Raw genomic sequence first — 19,069 nt, 5'->3', positions numbered from 1 at the left:
CTGACAGCGAACGGAGCTCATGAACACGGAACATATTAGAAATATCGGCATCATTGCACACGTTGACCACGGCAAGACCACTCTCATCGACCGGCTGCTGGAGCATAGCGGCATGTTCCGCGAAGGCACCGAACACAGTTCCTGCGTCATGGACAGCAACGACCTCGAGCGCGAACGCGGCATCACCATTTTCTCGAAGAACGCGTCCATCCTTTATAAGGGACACAAGCTCAACATAGTCGACACGCCCGGCCACGCCGATTTCGGCGGCGAGGTGGAGCGTATCCTGAAAATGGTCAACGGTGTGCTCCTGCTTGTTGACGCTGCGGAAGGCCCCATGCCGCAGACGCGGTTCGTATTGAAAAAATCACTGGAGCTGGGACTCAAGCCCATCGTCGTCATCAACAAGATCGACCGTCCCGGAGCCAATCCGGACCGTGCGGTGGACCAGGTATTCGACCTGTTCGTCAACCTGAACGCCACCGACGACCAACTGGATTTTCCCATTGTGTACACCTCCGCCAAGCTGGGGTTTGCCAAACGCACGCTCGACTCGGAACCGGGGGACATGACGCCGGTGCTCGACCTCATTGTCGAGAAGGTGCCGCCACACAACGGCGATGCCGAAGCCCCGTTCCAGATGCAGGTGACGTCGATCGATTACAACGACTACGTCGGCCGCATTGCCATCGGCAAGATCGAACGCGGCCGTTTCCGCGCCGATGTGCCCTGCACACTCATTCGCCGGAACGGCTCCAAGGAAACATTCAAGATGATGAAGACGTACACCTATGACGGACTCACCCGCAGCGAGGTGCAATCTGCGGAAGCGGGCGACATCATCGGTATCGCGGGCATGAAGGATGTGGACATCGGCGAGACCATCGCTGACAGCAAACATCCGGAACCGTTGCCGCTTATCCGCATCGACGAGCCGACCATGTCGATTTATTTTTCGGTGAACGATTCGCCGTTCTCCGGCAAAGACGGACAGTTTCTCACCTCCGGTCATTTGCGCGAGCGGCTGATGAAGGAAGTCAAATCGAACGTCGCATTGAAAGTCGAGGAATCCGGCGCGGGCGACAAGTTCAAGGTCTCCGGCCGCGGCGAATTGCACCTCGGCATCCTCATCGAGACCATGCGCCGCGAAGGATACGAGTTCAGCATTTCGCGCCCGCAGGTCCTTCTCAAGGAAATCGACGGCAAGACGCACGAGCCAATGGAGTTTGTCGTCATCGACGTCGAAGAAACCTATTCCGGAAAAGTGATGGAAGCCCTGGGCACCCGCAAGGGCTCGCTCAAGAACATGATTCACATGGACGACGGCCACGTGCGTCTCGAGTACCACGTGCCCACGCGGTTCCTGTTCGGGTTCCAGTCCGATTTTCTGACCATGACCAAGGGCACCGGCACGCTGCAACATACGTTCGAAACTTTCGTGCCGTTCCTGGGCGGTTCCGCCAAGCGGCTGCGCGGCGCCCTGATCGCGCTGGAAAACGGGCAGACCACGGGTTACTCCATCTTCAACCTGCAGGACCGGGGCCAGTTGTTCGTCGGTCCCGGCCAACCGGTTTACACCGGCATGATCATCGGCGAAAACGCCAAGGACAACGATCTCGTGGTCAACATCTGCAAGGAAAAAAAGTTGACCAACATGCGCGCGTCCGGGTCCGACGACACCGTCATCCTGACCCCGCCCCGCATCATGAGCCTCGAACAGGTGCTGGGCTTTCTGAACGAGGACGAGCTGGCTGAGATCACGCCCAAGAGCATTCGTCTGCGCAAAAAGTACCTGGATGAAAACGAGCGCAAGCGTCAGGCCAAGACACAGAAGGTGGCCTGACAACCCATGCCCCCTTCCCCAAAAACCATTCACTAAAGCATCGTTGAGGAAACCCGGTAAATGGGATACAATCACGCCTGTTTTTGGCGACGGTTGTACCTCGTCGGCTCCCTGCGATCCCAAAGAATAACGAGTCTGATTTATGGACAGAACCACGCTGGTGCAGTTCATCCGGCGCCAGGAGAAAATGACTCCCGGCGCCACGGGCGAGTTCACCAACCTCATGAACGAAGTGCTGGTGGGCGCCAAGATCGTGTCCCTGCAGGTCAACAACGCGGGTTTGGGCGAGGATATTCTGGGTATGTCCGGCCGCGTCAACGTGCAGGGGGAGGAAGTGCAGAAGCTCGACGACTACGCCAACGACATTTTCATCAAGCTGGTCGGGGAATCCGGCAACATCTGCGCCATCACCTCCGAGGAAAACGAAAAGCCCGTCATCATCCCACCGGACCGAGCAGGCAAGTACATCTTCATGGTCGATCCGCTGGACGGCTCCTCGAACATCGACGTCAACGTCAACATCGGCACCATTTTTTCCGTGTACCGGAAGCAGAGCCCGGGGCCGGACGTGACCGACGACGATCTCCTGCAACCGGGTCACCAGCAGGTGGCGGCGGGATACATCATCTACGGACCCAGCACACTGTTCGTATACACTTCCGGCAACGGTGTACACACCTTCACCCTGGACCCCGCACTGGGAGAGTTTTTTCTCTCCACACAGGACATGAAGATTCCCCAGCAGGGATCGACCTACAGTGTCAACGAAGGCAATTCGCAGGTCTGGCAGGAGCCACAAAAAAAACTCGTCGCGTATCTTAAGGAAAACGACAAGAAAACGAAGCGGCCGTACAAGCTCCGCTACATCGGATCGCTGGTGGCAGACTTTCACCGCACCCTGCTGAAGGGCGGCATCTTCATGTATCCCGGAGACAGGAAAAGTCCTGAAGGAAAACTGCGCTATGCGTTCGAAGCCGCACCGATGGCGATGATCGTGGAGAATGCCGGCGGCAAGGCTTCAAACGGAAAAGAACGCATTCTGGATATCAAGCCCACAGACATTCACCAGCGCGTTCCCCTGTACATCGGCAGTCCAGAGGACATGGACCGCGCGCATGCATTGCTTGCGTGACGGTGCCTGACTCCTCCCGCAACCAAAACCTGATCAGCCCAACCGTTAAATGAAAATTCAGAGCATACGCGGCGTCAAAGACATTCTTCCCGGTGAGATCGAAAAATGGCACAAGGTGGAAGCGGCCGCCCGGCGGGTGTTTGCGCCTTACGGGTTTCAGGAGATCCGCCTGCCCATTTTCGAAAGCACCAGCCTGTTCAAACGCAGTATCGGCGAAACCACGGACATCGTCGAAAAAGAGATGTATACCTTCACCGACCGCGGCGGCGAGGAAATCACCCTGCGCCCGGAGGGCACGGCCTCGGTCGTGCGTTCGTACATCCAGCATAAAATGCACGGCCAGAACCAGTTGGTGAAGCTGTATTACATGGGTCCCATGTTCCGCTACGAACGGCCACAGGCCGGACGCTTTCGTCAGTTTTACCAGATCGGAGCGGAAGCACTGGGCTCGGCGAGCCCTCTGGTCGACGCCGAAGTCATGACCATGCTCATCGCCCTGTTTCGCGACCTGGGCCTGAACGACGTCGAGTTGCAGATCAATTCGCTCGGCTGTCGGGAATGCCGTCCGCCTTACCGCGAGTTGCTGAAAGACGCGATTCGCAAGCACCTTGACGAACTGTGTTCCAATTGCACCTCTCGTTACGAGCGCAATCCCCTGCGCGTGCTGGACTGCAAGGTGGAGCGTGACCGGGAGATCGCCCTCACCCTGCCGCGCATCTCGGATCACCTGTGCGAAGCATGCCGTGAGAATTTCGCCGCCGTGCAGGAGGCGCTCACCAGCATGGACACCCCGTTCACATTGAACACCCAGCTGGTCCGGGGACTGGATTACTACACCCGGACGACGTTCGAGGTGGTGGGTACGGAAGGACTCGGCTCACAGAACGCCATCTGCGGCGGCGGCCGCTACGACACTTTGGTGGAGGAGTTCGACGGGCCGCCCACCCCCTGTTTCGGTTTCGCGGTCGGCGTGGAGCGCCTCATCGCAACCCTGCCCGAATCCACCTGGGAGGACATTGCGAAGAAGCCCGACCTGTTTGCCGTATTGATGGGGGAAGAAGCGAGGCGGCGTGGGCAGAAACTAATTCATATACTGCGCGCCGCCGGTTGGTACGTTGAGTTGGACTACGAAGGCGGGAGCATGAAGAGCCAGATGCGGAAAGCCAACCGCCAGGAATGCCGCTTTGTTCTCATCATCGGCGACAATGAAATCGAAAGCGGAACGTATTTTTTAAAGAATATGACGGATGGGCAACAGGTCTCGATTGATCCCGATCGATGCATCGAAATGATAGAAACCCATTTGAAAACCCCTTGAATCCGAAATCGTTTCCACACCCCGTTATGCTGCGGTTGACTCCATGCACCCATAGTGCTAGATTTTCGTTCGGGAGGCTGATTTATGAGCAATAAAGAACAGGAAGTACTCGAAAAGTACATTTCCCAGCACAACCTGAAAATCACCAAACAACGCCGGGCTGTGCTGGAAGCGTTTCTGAATTGTGAAGATCACGTCAGCGCCGAGGAGCTATACAAGATCGTTTCCGCCAAGGAACCGAAGATCGGCCTCGCCACCGTGTACCGTACACTTTCCCTGCTGACCGAAAGCGGCCTGGCGGCCGAACTGGATTTCGGCGACGGGCAGAAGCGGTACGAAATGAATTACGCCCACGAACACCACGATCACATGATCTGCACGGAATGCGGCAAGATCATTGAGTTCCACAACGAAGTCATCGAAAAACTACAGGAAGAAGTCGCCCAAAAAAACGGCTTCAAAATGACGTCCCACAAACTGGATCTGTTCGGAATCTGCAAGGAATGCCAGCAGTGACGCGGGCGGTGGCTCAGGGCTGAGCCGTGGTTTCCGGCGGGTTCGGAGAGAGTTTCCCCTCCCCTTCAGTGGTTACTTTGCGTACCGGTTGCGACTTGAGCCACGTATCGGCCGAGACCACGCAACGGAACCCGATGTAGTTGAACTTCTCATTCACCAGCCCACCGTAGGTGGAGATTTTTGAGTACACACGGTTCTTGGGATTCAACCAGGTGCGGTTGGTCAGACGCAGAGCCCCGGCGGAGGAAACGATGGAACCCCCTCGGATCACCTTATATTCGCCGGTATTGGGCCCGGTAGGATCGCTCAACTTCTCTGACGGGTACACATTCTGCCACCAGTCTTCCGTCCATTCCCAGACGTTGCCCATCATGTCGTAAAGACCGAAAGCGTTCGGTTTTTTCTGTCCGACCGGGTGGGTGGTCCCTTCCGCGTTGTCCATGAACCACGCGTATTCCCCATCCATCACGTTCCCCCAGTAATAACGGGTTTCCGCCCCGGCACGGGCGGCGTACTCCCATTCGGCTTCCGTGGGCAGGCGGCAGGCACCGTTGCTCTTTTTGAGGAACTTCTGAATGTCGTAGTAATTGACCTGTTCCACCGGGTGCGTGGGCCCAATGAACTTGGACGGATTGAAGCCCATGACCCGTTCCCAGCGCTCCTGTGTCACTTCATACTGGTCCATGAAAAAGTCCTCGAGGCATACTTCGCGCTCGAATTTTTCATCCACCTGGGCGTTGTTGTTCCCCATGATAAAACAACCGCCCTTGATGAAGACCATGCCTTCCGGAGCCTTTGCGGCGATTTTTTTATCCTCTTCCGTCAGCACCACCGGTTCCACCCGTTTCGGTGGCTGGGCGGCAACAGGGCCAGGGCCTGCCTCCTGCTCGATTTCGGCAATGGAGGGAGCCTGGTTTTGCTCGTTTGGGGTTTCGCCCTGGGAGCAGGACACAAGGATCAGGCAAAGGACAAATGCCAACGGAAATTTAAAAAAACGCATGAGATTCGCTGGGAAAATGGCAAAGGGCAAATGATAACTCAAAACCACCGGGAGACCAATCTATTTTAACAGGGGGGCAAAAAGGATTTAAATGGCAATTTAATAAACCCTTGCGGCTAAAATTTGTCTCAAGAATGCCGATAGGAAAAGAGTGATAAAACTCCATAAAACTTCTGTGATGGCATCATTGTATCAAAAACCATTTAGCCGTGCGGCGGGAATCGCATCATTGGTCGGGCTATTGGGGCTGGCTGGGTGTTCGTCCATGCCCTACGACGTTTCCGTACCCGTGCTGGAAATGCCCAAGCTCCCGATTCGGCTTTTTCCGGAACGGCCCGATCCCAAAGCGCCCAAAATCCTTCCCGATCACCAGCGCTACCTGGAGTTTGCCATCGGCCAGTATCATGCCAACCAGTTCGCGGTGGCGGAATTTTATCTGAAACGCAGCCTCATCCTGGAACACGACAACCCACGGGCCATGCGGCTTCTGCCCTGGGCTTATTTCTTCCAGAAGAAATACCGCAAGGCCCTGTACGCCTTCGAGAAAATGCACACCCGGTTCCCCGATGACGCCCGTCCTGTGACCGGCCTCGGCTGGTGCTATTTCGCCATGCAGGACTACCACCACGCACTCGAAAAATTCGAACAGGCTCTTGTGCTGGACAAACACTCCCTTCAGGCGAAAAAAGGAATCGGGTTCGCCTACTGGATGCTTGGCCATCCGGATTCAGCCGAACCCTGGCTTCGGAAGGTGTACACCTGGCACCAGTGGGAACGGTTGAAGTCCGACTGGCAGGCGTGGAATCCCAAGCCGCCGGAACAGCTGGTGGAGGTTGTGCCCTCAGACTGGCAGAAGGCGTCGCTGTTCACTCCGGAGGTCGAAGCGCCGCGTTACCCCTCCATCCTTTTCACGCACACGGAATCATTGGCTCACCCCGCCGTGGACAACGCCTGGCGACTGTACAACAAGGAATTTTACAAGGACGCCCTGAACGCCTTTTCCACACTGCCGCCGGAAGTCGCGGAGCAGTTCGACGCGCAAAACGGGCTGGCGTGGAGCTTGTTGAAAACGGGAAACCTGGTGGAAGCCGAAACGGTTTTCCAGAAACTGCGCCGAACCCACCCGGGTTTTCCTGGAGTCAGCATGGGTATCCGCTCCGTAAATGCGGCCTACCAGGAAAAATCCCGTTTCGCGCGCCATTACCTGGAGATTGGCAAATACCAGATCGCCGCACAGCACATCGCCGAATTGAAAACCGCCTACCCTGAATGGTCCCTGCCCCAGAGCCTGCACGGATGGGTGCAATTGAAGCGAGGCAACGAAGCACAGGCCCTGAAGTCCTTTCAAGCCGCCATGGCGCAGAACCCCAACGATGAAGTGGCTCTCGATGGAATGCGCCAGTTCGAAACGCTGGAGCTGGCAAAAGTGTTCCAGGGCGACGAGGCGTTGGCAGGGGGCGATTATAAGCGTGCATCGTATCTTTATTATGAATACATCCGCAAAAATGAAGGCCCCCTCACCCCCATGCTTGCCCGCGCATACAGCGGCATGGGATTCAGCCAGTATCACAAAGGCCGCTATGAACTCGCTCTTTACAATTTCAGAAAACTGGGCGGCGGGGACATGCTGGAATTTGAGCGCAACAAAGGGCTGGGGCTCGCCTATTACGCGCTGGGCGAGTACGACAAGGCGGTGGACCACCTCATCGTCGCCGACGCCCTGAAGCCGGATCAACCGGATCTGATCCATAAGCTGGATTGGGCGGTTCTGCGCAGTTGGGATGCGGAGACGGCGCGCGATTACCTGCTGGCCAAGGCCCAGGAAAAACCACAGAGGCCGACACCCTACATCGGACTCGGCTGGGTGTATTACAAAACCGGACGGCCCAACCTGGGTGCGGAGTACTTCCTGAAATCCATCGAGCTCGACCCGGATATCATTCAGACCGTGGAGTTCCGCGACATGCTGGAGTCGGAGCGCTTCGGCTGGCAGGTTTACAACCGGCTGGGTTGGGAATATTACCACCGGGACGAAGCGGACAAAGCGCTCCAGTTGTTCGCACTGGCTTTGGACCGCCGTCCGCGCTCCTCAGAGGCAATGAAGGGTCTGGGCTACGTTTACCTCAAATTGAAGCAGTATGGCCGCGCCGAGGCCATGCTGGCACGTTCCATCAAACGCAACCCGAACACGCATCCGATGCGGGTGACGGTGAAAGGGACCGAGCCGGGAACGAAGGTGGATCTCTGGACCAGCACACGTACTCAATTGGCGCGGGCACTTTATCACCAGGGCCGTTATGAAGAAGCGCTCAAATGGTTCCTGGCGGAATACGAGCGTCATCCCAGCTGGGCGGAGGTGCACGATGGGCTGGGTTGGACCTACCTGAAAATGGACCGGCTTTCCGAGTCCCGGCAGGCATTTTTAAAGTCACTTCACCTGCAACCGATCAATCCTCATTCCCACCACGGCCTGAAGCAGGTGAAACTCCATATGGCCCAAGGCAGGTTGTGACCCAGCGGCATGCGCAAGGGGGTCAAATTCCGCTCCCCGCCTGTGGAAAACTTCCCTAAAAAGCGCTCTAAATACAAGGAATTCAAAAATTTCAATTGACAGCGCGGGCACCCTGGTTTATCGTATTAAACATTCCAAGATAAGCGCTCAATACATTTGGGGAGGGAGGGGAAGCCTTTCTCTTTTCGCCGTTTGCGAAGAATCATGGAGTTGGGTCTCTCAACTCCATGATCCCACTTCCGGCCCAGCCAATCCTGCGTTTTTCAATCTCTTCTAAAGTTTTAGCGACAACCGATCAGATTTTCTGGTAGCTCGCCTTGAGCTGGTCAACCACAGACGGGTCGGCCAGAGTCGACGTATCTCCCAGCTGGTCCCCCTCGTTAGCCGCAATTTTACGCAGAATGCGCCGCATGATCTTGCCTGACCGCGTTTTCGGCAGGCCTGGGGCCCAATGGATGATGTCCGGTGCCGCGATGGGGCCGATCTCCTTCCTCACGAAGTCGATCAGCACTTTCTTCAGGTCGTCTTTGTATTCGACCCCGTCCATCAGTGTGACATAAGCGTAGATGCCCTGCCCCTTGATGTCGTGAGGAAACCCGACCACCGCCGCCTCAGCCACCTTGTCGTGCAGGACGAGGGCCGACTCCACCTCTGCGGTTCCGATACGGTGACCGGAGACGTTGATGACGTCGTCCACACGGCCCGTCACCCAGTAATATCCGTCCTTGTCGCGCCGGCATCCGTCGCCGGTGAAATAATAGCCCGGGTACATCTGAAAGTAATTTTCCTCGAACCGGGAATGGTCGCCGAATACGGTGCGCATCTGTCCCGGCCAGGGTTGAGCGAGGGCCAGCACGCCGCTGACGTCGTTGCCCTCCACCACCTTGCCCGTTTCCGCCTCGATGACCACCGGCACCACACCGAAAAACGGGAGGGTTGCCGACCCCGGCTTGCAGGGGGTGGCTCCGGGGAGCGGGGAGATGAGAATGCCGCCGGTTTCGGTCTGCCACCACGTGTCCACCACGGGACAGCGGCCGCGTCCGATATTTTTATGATACCAGCGCCACGCTTCCGGATTGATGGGCTCCCCCACCGATCCCAGCACCTTCAGTGTGGACAGATCGTACTTCGCCGGGATGTCCTCACCGTGCGAAATGAGGGCGCGGATGGCCGTCGGCGCGGTGTAGAACTGGGTCACCTTGTGCTTGTCGATGACCGCCCAGAAGCGCCCGGCGTCCGGATACGTCGGAATGCCTTCGAACATGATGGTCGTCGCCCCATTGGCCAGTGGTCCGTAGATGATGTACGAATGGCCCGTCACCCAGCCGATGTCGGCAGTGCACCACCAGATGTCGCCGTCGTGATAATCGAAGATGTGCTTGTGCGTGAGCGCGGTGAACAGCATGTAGCCGCCCACATTGTGCTGCGCGCCTTTTGGCTTGCCCGTGGAGCCCGAAGTGTAGAGGATGAAAAGCGGGTCCTCAGCGTCCATCTGTTCCGGTTCGCACTCCGGCGAGGCGTCTTTCATTTCGTCGTGCCACCAGAAGTCGCGGCCCTTCTGCATGGCGGTCTCCAGTTTGTCGCCGACACGTTTGACGACGATGCACTGTTTTATGTCCGTGCCCTGTTTCGACGCCATGTCCATCGCCTGGTCGGCATTCTCTTTCAGGGGAACCGGCTTCTTGCCGCGGAACGCGCCGTCGGTGGTGACCAGTAACGAACAGCCGGAATCGACAATGCGGTCGGCAAGCGACGTCGGCGAGAAGCCGCCGAACACGATGGAGTGAACGGCCCCGATGCGCGCACAGGCCAGCATGGCGATGGCCAGTTCAGGAATCATGGGCATGTAGATGGAGATGCGGTCGCCCTTTTTCGCGCCGTGTTTCTTGAGCACATTGGCGAACCGGCACACCTCGGCATGGAGTTCCCGGTAGGTCAGTCTGGAATCTTCATCCGGTTCGTTGCCTTCCCAGATGATCGCCGTTTGGTCGCCGCGCGTCTCCAGGTGACGGTCGATGCAATTGACGGTGATGTTGGTCTTCGCCCCCTTGAACCACTCGATGAAGATTTTTCCCTTTTTGATGTTGTAATTGTAATCCCAGACCTTGTCCCATTTCTTGTACCAGACAAACTCCTCCGCCTGTTCGGCCCAGAACCCTTCGGGATCGTTGATGGACCGATCGTACATTTCCTTATATTGTTCCATGCTTTGGACCCAGGCCTGTTTGGACAGGCTTTCCGGGGGGGTGTACCATCCTTCACCACTCATCGCATGACTCCTCTCATATGTTCACTCGCCGGGAGGGGACGCAACGCGCACCGCCCGGGCCGCTTCCGAAAGGGTCCACAATCCATCCGGATTGTCCATCGTGCCCTCGCGGATATTGAACACCCAGGTGCGCAGACGCCCGTCCACCAGCTTGATTATCATGGAAAACCCGCAACCCGGCTCGAACCGGTCGCTGATATGCACCGTCTTACCAAATTTGTCGGTGAGCGAATAGGCCTTGTCGTAGATGCTTTTCGCCTCGTCCTGCGTGGGCAGTCGCCAGTCATCATATCCGGCGAAATTCTGTTCACGAAGCTCGCGGACATAGTCGGCGCTTTCCTGGTAATTCACCCATTTCTTGAGATCGATCATGGTGTCGGTCTTCTTCCACATCAACCCGGTTCTCCGGTCCGTCACCGTACCGTCCCCGTTGTCCACAAAGCGTTCTTCGTCACCCATCGGCAATCATGTTTCCGTTTAAAATGTGGTTCCATTGGTGTCCGTATTCGGACGCGGAAGTGTATCATTATTGAAATGTCTTTTCAAAATAGCTTCCCTGCAAACAAGGATTTGGAATAGAATCGGGGCAGACGCCACCGGACGGAAATTATAACAGGAAAGCTGGAAGGTTATGGAAGAGCTGCCACCCCTCAATGTGTTGTTGACGCATCTCGAATGGAACCTGAAACGTATGGCCGAGATGGAAACGCAGGCACGCACGGAATATTTTCGCAACGCCGCCCTGCAACGTTACGGCTTCACCTTCGACAGCGCGGTGCGGTGCATCCGGGCGCGGGCACGCGAGAACCACGAATCCTGCGAAAGCCCGGAGGAATGCCTGCGCCTGGCCAATGAGCGCGGCTGGCTGCCACAGGATGCGGACTGGGGTGAACTGCTGGAGTCCTACCGGAAAATGAAGCCGGATTCGCTGGCACAGCACGGGGACGTCATATTCGACAAACTTAAGGAATACCACACCGTTTTTGCCACCCTCTACACCCGGCTGGCGCAGCAGGGTTGAGCGTCAAAACTGATCGCGCAACGCCTCGAAGGCACGGCGGCGGTGGGAGATGGCGTTTTTCTCACCGACGCTCATTTCTCCGAAGGTGCGGTCGTGCCCGTCCGGGATGAAGATCACATCCCAGCCGAAACCGTTTTCCCCACGCAGGCTTGGGGCGATGGTGCCCGTCACTTCCCCTTTCCCTATCACAATTTCGCGGCCGTCGTGCACCGCCACCATGCACACCGCACGCGCCCGCCGGTCGGGAAACGGTTCCAGCATCTTCAGCATGCCCTCGCACCCGACGCTCACCTCGAACCATTTGACCAGGGCTCCGGGCAGGCCATTCCAGGCTTCGAACACGAGTCCGGAATCTTCCACCAGCACCGGTGCCTTGAGGGTTTCCCAGGCCTCCGTGGCCTTGTGTTCGACCAGTTCCGCCACGTCCGTGGTCTGGATCTCGTGGAGATGGGCGAGATCCCGCCGTTCCATCTCGATGCCCAGGATTTCCTGCGCCTCGCGGAACTTGTTGGGATTGCCCGTGACAAACTTCAATTGCTTCCAAAGCGGGTGATGTTTCATAATAACCGAACCAAACCGGGTGCCGTGCCTCTGGCATCCTTGTTCCAACCTTAACGCTGTGTTATAAGTTTTCCCTTTCAATCACACGGAAAGCCGCCACTATAGATGAAATCATTCCATCCCATCAGAATCCTCTGCCTGATTCTGACGCTGATCCTCGCTCCGGGTTGCGTCAAGGTATTTGAAAATGACCACGACCTGCAGGCGCAAAAAGCCCTGAAAGACCTCATGGCCATTCAGGACCAGTTTTACCAGAAGAATCAGCGATACGCCAAGAACCTCGTGGAAATCGAGGATTACAAGCTAGAGTACCACAGCGGCATTGTGTACCTGGAAATCGAGTCCGCGGGCAAGGACAAGTACCGTGCCATTGCCCTTCCAGCGGAATCGACCACGGCCAGGGTGTTTGCCTACGACACCGCACAGGGCGGATTTTATGAGATGGGTGAAGAAGAGGTGGCCAGCTACGTATTGGGCGCTTTGAATTACATTCGCGGGGAACAACGGAAGAAGCGGGTGATTGACATCGTCTCCGGCCTGCTAATGGTAATCCTGATTGCGATGGGTTTCAAACTGCACGCGTTGTATAAGGGACCGAAATCCGCTTGGGCGATGACCCCTTATTTTCTGGCAATCCCCCCGCTTATTATGGCGGTGGCGGCATTGAACCACATGAACCGGGACATCATGATGACGCCGTTTCTCCAGACACTGATTTTCGGTTCGATCGGTTTGTCGGGGCTGGCTGTGGTGATGGGTATGATGAGTTTCACCAAACTGCCCCCGGGGGACAACCGCCCGGCCCTCATAGGGGTGGTGATGTGCACTCTGATGATCGCAGTGTTCAACATCGCTATTCTTGCGAACACCTACGTCAAATACGCCAAAGCCCCCGGGCGCGGCGACACCTACTTCATCCCGGCACCACCTCGACCACGATGATGTGATTGCAATGGGAAGACACTCCTGAGTCAGGCTGGGCTTTGAGGGAAAAAGTCTGCCCGGTCACGGTGTTTTTGGGGAGGGCGTAGCGGATGGGACCTTCGTGTGTGTCCAGCACCATCACCTGGCCCATCGAAAGGTCCTTCTGCGTGACCCGGACCTGGTAATAAAAATCCTCGCTTTGCTGGGCTCGCGGCGGGCTCACCTGGATTCTCAGAACGAGATCACCCCGTTTTCGGTTCAACAACCCGCGTTCCCCTTTTTCCGGAATGCGCATGACGATGTCATTTGTCGTTCCGGCGGGAATGCGTATGTTGAAAGTTCCACCCGGAGTGCGAACCCTTACCGTGCCACCGTTCAAACCGGTGTGGGATTCTATGTTGACGGTCTTTTCAAGGTCGAGGCAAAGCACACGTCGTTCCAGGCTCTGCATGTTGCGGTAAGTCCCGTTCCACCAGCGGCCTATCCGCCGGGAAAACGGCAAATCGGTTTGGGCATCTTCCTCCGGCACCACTTCCGGTTCCGGAGGCGTGGCATGGGCGTACCCCTTACCGTTTGCCGGTACGGAACCCTCGTCTTTGACGTATTGTTGGGAATTCGAACGACGGTTTCGCTCCCTGCCGTTTCCATTTTTTGTTTGCGGTTCGTATTCGGGTTTGGGACTTGAGGGATCTTCAGTGGTGACGTTCGACATCCATTTCAGACGCATTGCCGGATTCGTGCGGTAGTACCGTTCCAAAACTCCAAAGGCAATGGAGATTTTTTTAAAACGGTCTTCGCTTTCCGTATCGTTGGGATTTCTGTCAGGATGGTACTGCTTGGCAAGCTGGTAATAAGCCTTTTTGATTTCAGGCCAGGAAACTCCTTCCGCCACATTGAGCGTTTGGAAACACTCCGGCAGATCCACATAGCGCGTCGCATTCATGACAACGAACCGCTCCTCCTCTAATGTGCTACAACTCAGCCTGGGAACTGTGCCGGCTACTCACAGTTTTTCCACAGGCCGGTCTTTCAGAACCAATCAGAATAGATCAACGAAAACAAAGCGCCCCTCATTTTTGGCCTTTGCTCTTGTAACTTGTTTGGAGTAGCCTGATAATACCTTTTTTTTGTAAAACTGCAAACGGTTAATTTATGGATAATTTGATCGGTTGTCCGGAGCAAAAACTCAACGAAATCATGGTCAAGTGGGGTGAAAAACCCTACCGCACACACCAGGTTTTCAACTGGGTTTACAATTATGGAATCCGGCAGTTTGGGGATATGACCAATCTTTCCAAAGTATTAAGGAACAAACTGGAAGAACGGTTTTATATTCGCCTGCCCCGGATTGTATTGCGCACGCCGTCGAGAGACGGATCGATCAAATACCTGTTTGGCCTGGAGGATGGACAGGAAGTGGAGGCCATCTGGATGCCGGAGACGGACCGCAAGACGCTCTGCATCTCGACGCAAGTGGGGTGCCGGCTCGCCTGCTCCTTCTGCCTGACGGCCAGCATGGGGCTGAAGCGTCACCTGACCTCGGCGGAGATCATCGGCCAGTACCTGGCGGTGAACGCCGATCACACGGAAGAAAACCGGGTATCGAACATCGTGTTCATGGGAATGGGCGAGCCGCTGGACAATTACGATGCCGTTTGCGACGCCCTCAGGCTGATGGTTTCGCCGGAGGCGCTCCGCATCTCCACACGCAAGATCACCCTTTCCACTTCCGGCCTTGTGGACCGCATCGAGCGGTTCAAAAGCGAGAACCTGCATGTCAACCTGGCCATTTCACTCAATGCCACCGACAATCCGACACGCGACCAGATCATGCCGATCAACCGGAAATACCCAATTGAAGTGCTTCTTGACTGCCTTCACACCTATCCATTGAAACCCGCCCGCCGGTTGACCTTCGAATATGTCATGCTGAAAGGAATCAACGACACCGATGAGGACGCGCGGAGGCTGGCCAAGCTGTTGCGCAATATTCCCTCCAAAATCAACCTGATCCCCTTCAACGCGTTCGACAGCTCCGCATACCGGCCACCGGACCCTGGCAGGGTGCAGGCCTTCCAGGATTACCTCATTGGCAAACATTATTCCGTGTTTGTGCGGAAAAACCGGGGAACCGACATCCTCGGTGCCTGTGGCCAGCTGGCCGTTCAAAAAAGCTGATTGCAAAGGGTCGTCAGACTCCCAACTGCCGGAAAAACCGCAACAAAAGGTTGTAATCGAAGTCCTTATGGGTCGCCGTTGCCAAAACTACAATTTCCTTGACTTTAAAACACCCCTATGATAATTCTCTACGTCTCTTAAGGACGTATTTTAAAGGGTTTACCCTTACCTCGGAGCCACAAGGAACAATTTCAAAGCATTTCTCACGATTCTTAAAGGTTTCATGCCTTAAAACCAAACTTCAGGATTCCGGAATGGATAACACTCCAAACGCAGGGAACAAGTTTTTGTCTTTAAAGCAGTTTGTCCTCTTTTTTCTGATATTTGGGTTTGGTTTTCTGAACCCGGGTCTGGGTTCGGACATGTTCCCCCAACTCCGGAATGCCCTCAGCCCCGTCCCCGCCTTCGCGCAAGAGGAAGAAGCGGTGATGGACGAAGAAATGGGCGGCGAGGTGGAATTTGCCGATGAGGGCGGTGAATTTGCTGAGGAAGGCGGCGATGAGTTTGCCGACGAGGGCGGTGAGTTTGCGGATGAATTTGCAGGCCCTGAGAGCTTCCTGGAAGAACAGTTTGAAGACGAGTTTGGTGAAGAAGGCGGTGAAGGTGAAGGGGGAGAAGAGGCCGCAGAAGAGGAGGATCTCTCTTACCTGACAGACATCGGTCCCGCCAAGGAAATCCAGAATACGGAGTACACCTTTCCGGGAATCGGCAACCGCAAGGCCACCTGGTTCGCCGCCCAGCTCCACATCCTGTTCGCATCCTTCATTCTGGGTTGCCCTATGTTTGTCGTCATCATGGAAGTCATGGGCTCGCGCCGCACCCAGGGCGTCCGCAAGGCGATCATCCTGTCCAATGTATTCCTCGGCGTCCTGATCGGCGTCACCTTCGGCATTATCGGTGAGATCATCGTCGGCATCCATCACGGGGTTCTGTACGGCTTGTGGGCCTGTTCGTTCGGGGCGCTGGTGGTCAGCTTTCTCAATTACTTCCATCGCCTATTGAACACCAAGGTCTCCTGTCTGGTCGGTGGTGTCGTGGGCGGTGTGATTGCCTTCATGCTGGTACCGGGGGCGCACGTGGCCCTCGACAATGCCATTCTGGCGTTCCTCAACGGCGTGGTCGGCGGCATGCTTTCCAATTACATCATGTTTGCCGAGGCGGATTTCAAGTTTGAGCGCCTGGCACACGAGATCACCAAAGTCATCGGTTTCTGTTACAGCTTCACCGCCCTGAGCGGAGGGCTGTTCCTGTTTGTGATGATGGTGGCATACAAAGACTTCATCAGCTACCTGGTGAATGCCTACCCGGTCCTGTTCATGATCGGCTACCCCACCCTGTTCATTCTGGAAACCATCGTTATGTACATCTATGTGTACTCATGGGATCCGTTGAACAAGGCGAACAAAAAAGGCCGCCACATCGTAACGGGTATCATCCTGAACGTTCTGGGTCTGTCCCTTTTGTGTGCCCTGGACGGTCCGGCAACCCTGATGCAGACGCCGCCCAAACCGTACGACGCCCTGTTCACAACAATGACGGAATGGGACCGCATTGCGACCGCCACCTGGATGCCGCTCAACTATCACCGTCTGGTCGGCAACGGCACATTCGGCGGGTTCATGGTGGGCATCATCGCCGCGTACATGTACCTGTGGTCCCGTGATCCGAAAGAGAAAGAATATTACGACTGGGTTGGCTACATGGGCAACGCCATCGGCGTGATGATCATGATTCCGCTTCCGGCGATGGGTTACATTTTCGTACGCGAAATCTACCAGTATGACGCCACCATCGGCATGTATATCATGTCCGACCGCGAATCCATGTTCATGCTGGTACAGGGATTGCTGATCGGTACCATGTTCAGCGCCAGCAACGTGTATATGTGGGTGAGTATGAAGCGTATTGACAACGCGCACCGGTTCTTCCCCGCTATGAAGCTGGGGTTTGTGCTGATTGTCATTGCGGCCGCCATCTGGTTCACTCCCAGGCGGTTTTTCGCCACCATGCTGCCTGAACCGGGCATGAATCCGGACATGGTTTTGCCGGACGAACTGGCGTTCCTGGCGCTCATGGTTTCGAAAAATACCGCCGCCTTTGCGCTCGTGACCGTCACCCTGATCAACTACATTTTTTACACCATCGCGACACGCACCGGTAAAATCCACTGGGGCAAGATCAACCCCATGGGACCCTACATCCTCATCTTCATGGGTTTCACCGACATCTGGCTGATGAGCTGGATGGGGGTCATCCGCGAGTTGTCGCGCATGAACTGGCACATCTACAAGGTTTACAAAGACGTCACTCCGGAGAAGTTCGCTCCGACTCTGGCGGAATCCGGGGTGTTCGTGACGGGAATTGTCTGGACCTTCTTTATCATCATGACGGCCATCATCTGGTTGGGTCTCAAATACCCGAAATCGAAAAAAGCCAAGGCCGAACAGACGGAAGGCGCACTGCCCTCTCCCTCTGTTGCCGAATGACCGCAAACCAAACTGAAAGCTGACTCAAGCCTATGAACAAGCTGATTAAGTTTCTGACACCCCCTATCGCGGCCGCCATTTTTGGTTATGGCGTAGGCCTGTTCTATGACCTGAAACCACTCCTGTTGTCGGGATCGCTGGCATTCGTCACCCTGCTCTACTGCATATTGCTGTCCAGAGCACCGGGCAAACCGCAGGAAAAAGGGATCATCAAGAACGTGCTGATGAAACTGCCTGTGGTTATTGTTCTTTCAATCATTGTCTGGTTTGCGGCGGGGCATTTTGGTTTCCCTGTCTGGTGGCAGATTGAGTTCGTGGCATTCACGTTTGTGGGTCTCGTTTTCTTCGTGGTGCTGGACCTGAGGACCATGGCACCTGAAAAAACCGCAACGCGAACCAGTGTCCGCCTTCTCGGAACCTACGGGCTGGCCTCGGTGCTGTTCATCACCATCACCGCCCAGTTGCCGCAATTCGATCCGCAGGTGGAACTGGCCAAACTGAACAAACCGCCGGTCAAATTGAGCGGCTTGGCGGGTCCGGAAGTCATTGCCGCAGGTCGGCGCGTGTTTGAAGACAATAAATGCTTCAACTGCCACAAGGTGTTCTGGGAAGGCAACTCCGACCGCGGTCCCAACCTGGGTACCAAGCAGATCGGTTTGTTTAACGAAGATTACCTAAAGGAGCAGATCGTCGATCCCCGTAAAATCCAATCGCCCGGATTCGATGACCCTAAATCCTATAAAGCCATGCCGACGTATTATGGCGAGGATCTGAGTGAGGACGAACTCAATGCCCTGGTCTCTTACCTCAAAACCATGCGGGATCCGACCAACATCCCGGTTGAAGGCAAACTGGGTGAGCAATGGACCTGGTACGACGATCCCAAAATCATTGAGGAGGGGAAACTGGTCTATGAGGGTAAAGAACCGGCTGTAGAAGGACTCAACTGCTCCGTTTGTCACGGAACCGACGGCATTCCCCTGATGACAGGCGCTCTCGATTTCCGCAAAGCGGATAACAAGGACAGTGAAAAGTTCGATGCCACAGAACGGAGCGACAAGGTCCTGAAAGACTGGCCGGATGCACTTTGGTACAAGCGTGTCACACAGGGCGTGCCGGGCACACCGATGGCCGCCTGGGGAACCATGTTCCCGCATCTTTATCTGTGGAAAGCCATCGCTTATGAGCGCACGTTCCATGATCCTCTGGATCAGCGTGCCTCTAAAGTTCCCATTCCGCCCATCCCGACAGAAGAAGAGATCAAACGTTGGAAAGACGAAGGATTGTTCATGGATCCTCTGCTCTAACG

The 19,069-nt window shown here is 55.8% G+C and carries 15 protein-coding genes; 10 read left to right on the top strand and 5 right to left on the bottom strand.

All coding sequences use genetic code 11. The features are described 5' to 3' along the window. The first annotated feature begins 19 nt into the window (after positions 1 to 19). The 4 genes from typA (at position 20) to ACTRW9_RS07815 (ending at position 4,809) form a co-directional block, all read left to right on the top strand. The gene (gene typA, locus ACTRW9_RS07830) at positions 20 to 1,843 is read left to right on the top strand and encodes a translational GTPase TypA (protein ID WP_442428914.1); all 1,824 of its coding nucleotides are present in this window, start codon (positions 20 to 22) and stop codon (positions 1,841 to 1,843) included. 142 nt (positions 1,844 to 1,985) lie between these two features. Further along, positions 1,986 to 2,975 (top strand): class 1 fructose-bisphosphatase, encoded by a 990-nt coding sequence (gene fbp, locus ACTRW9_RS07825; RefSeq protein WP_442425585.1) that lies wholly within the window; start codon positions 1,986 to 1,988, stop codon positions 2,973 to 2,975. Positions 2,976 to 3,024: 49 nt separating this feature from the next. Next, complete coding sequence (gene hisS / locus ACTRW9_RS07820) at positions 3,025 to 4,293, top strand: histidine--tRNA ligase (RefSeq protein WP_442428913.1); 1,269 nt, start codon at positions 3,025 to 3,027, stop codon at positions 4,291 to 4,293. A gap of 84 nt (positions 4,294 to 4,377) precedes the next feature. Further along, positions 4,378 to 4,809 (top strand): Fur family transcriptional regulator, encoded by a 432-nt coding sequence (locus tag ACTRW9_RS07815; RefSeq protein WP_005010582.1) that lies wholly within the window; start codon positions 4,378 to 4,380, stop codon positions 4,807 to 4,809. A gap of 13 nt (positions 4,810 to 4,822) precedes the next feature. Here the strand turns inward: ACTRW9_RS07815 and ACTRW9_RS07810 are convergent, their stop codons facing one another. Continuing rightward, positions 4,823 to 5,761 (bottom strand): formylglycine-generating enzyme family protein, encoded by a 939-nt coding sequence (locus ACTRW9_RS07810; protein WP_442428912.1) that lies wholly within the window; start codon positions 5,759 to 5,761, stop codon positions 4,823 to 4,825. Between the two features lie 313 nt (positions 5,762 to 6,074). Here ACTRW9_RS07810 and ACTRW9_RS07805 point away from each other — a divergent pair, with 313 nt between their 5' ends. Continuing rightward, positions 6,075 to 8,321, top strand: coding sequence for a tetratricopeptide repeat protein (locus tag ACTRW9_RS07805; protein ID WP_442428911.1), 2,247 nt, complete (start codon positions 6,075 to 6,077; stop codon positions 8,319 to 8,321). 295 nt (positions 8,322 to 8,616) lie between these two features. Here the strand turns inward: ACTRW9_RS07805 and acs are convergent, their stop codons facing one another. Both acs and ACTRW9_RS07795 read right to left on the bottom strand, forming a co-directional pair. Then, on the bottom strand, positions 8,617 to 10,590 hold the full coding sequence (gene acs, locus ACTRW9_RS07800; RefSeq protein ID WP_442428910.1) for an acetate--CoA ligase: 1,974 nt from the start codon (positions 10,588 to 10,590) through the stop codon (positions 8,617 to 8,619). Positions 10,591 to 10,611: 21 nt separating this feature from the next. Then, entirely contained in the window at positions 10,612 to 11,049 is a 438-nt protein-coding gene (locus ACTRW9_RS07795) for a DUF1566 domain-containing protein (RefSeq protein ID WP_442428909.1), read from the bottom strand. Between the two features lie 172 nt (positions 11,050 to 11,221). Here ACTRW9_RS07795 and ACTRW9_RS07790 point away from each other — a divergent pair, with 172 nt between their 5' ends. After that, on the top strand, positions 11,222 to 11,611 hold the full coding sequence (locus tag ACTRW9_RS07790; RefSeq protein ID WP_442428908.1) for a hypothetical protein: 390 nt from the start codon (positions 11,222 to 11,224) through the stop codon (positions 11,609 to 11,611). A gap of 3 nt (positions 11,612 to 11,614) precedes the next feature. Here ACTRW9_RS07790 and rdgB read toward each other — a convergent pair whose 3' ends face one another. After that, positions 11,615 to 12,145, bottom strand: coding sequence for an RdgB/HAM1 family non-canonical purine NTP pyrophosphatase (gene rdgB, locus ACTRW9_RS07785; RefSeq protein WP_442425592.1), 531 nt, complete (start codon positions 12,143 to 12,145; stop codon positions 11,615 to 11,617). A 132-nt stretch (positions 12,146 to 12,277) separates the two neighbouring features. Here rdgB and ACTRW9_RS07780 point away from each other — a divergent pair, with 132 nt between their 5' ends. Next, a complete protein-coding gene (locus tag ACTRW9_RS07780; RefSeq protein WP_442428907.1) occupies positions 12,278 to 13,114 on the top strand; it encodes a hypothetical protein in 837 nt (278 codons plus the stop codon). On the opposite strand, the gene ACTRW9_RS07775 is transcribed toward ACTRW9_RS07780, so the two are convergent. Next, positions 13,086 to 14,039 carry a DnaJ domain-containing protein gene (locus ACTRW9_RS07775; RefSeq protein ID WP_442428906.1) on the bottom strand — a complete coding sequence of 318 codons (954 nt, stop codon included), beginning with the start codon at positions 14,037 to 14,039 and terminating at the stop codon, positions 13,086 to 13,088. The genes ACTRW9_RS07780 and ACTRW9_RS07775 overlap by 29 nt on opposite strands. 209 nt (positions 14,040 to 14,248) lie before the next feature. Between ACTRW9_RS07775 and rlmN the strand changes: the two genes are divergently transcribed. The 3 genes from rlmN (at position 14,249) to ACTRW9_RS07760 (ending at position 19,067) form a co-directional block, all read left to right on the top strand. Next, the gene (gene rlmN / locus ACTRW9_RS07770) at positions 14,249 to 15,274 is read left to right on the top strand and encodes a 23S rRNA (adenine(2503)-C(2))-methyltransferase RlmN (protein ID WP_442428905.1); all 1,026 of its coding nucleotides are present in this window, start codon (positions 14,249 to 14,251) and stop codon (positions 15,272 to 15,274) included. Positions 15,275 to 15,636: 362 nt separating this feature from the next. Next, the gene (locus ACTRW9_RS07765) at positions 15,637 to 17,760 is read left to right on the top strand and encodes a hypothetical protein (protein WP_442428904.1); all 2,124 of its coding nucleotides are present in this window, start codon (positions 15,637 to 15,639) and stop codon (positions 17,758 to 17,760) included. Positions 17,761 to 17,792: 32 nt separating this feature from the next. Beyond that, on the top strand, positions 17,793 to 19,067 hold the full coding sequence (locus ACTRW9_RS07760) for a c-type cytochrome (RefSeq protein ID WP_442428903.1): 1,275 nt from the start codon (positions 17,793 to 17,795) through the stop codon (positions 19,065 to 19,067). The last annotated feature ends 2 nt before the right edge of the window (positions 19,068 to 19,069 follow it).

Source organism: Nitrospina sp. 32_T5, assembly GCF_052156635.1.
Taxonomy (GTDB): domain Bacteria; phylum Nitrospinota; class Nitrospinia; order Nitrospinales; family Nitrospinaceae; genus Nitrospina.
Note: the sequence above shows the minus strand (reverse complement) of the source record. Positions and strands in the feature narration are given on the sequence as shown.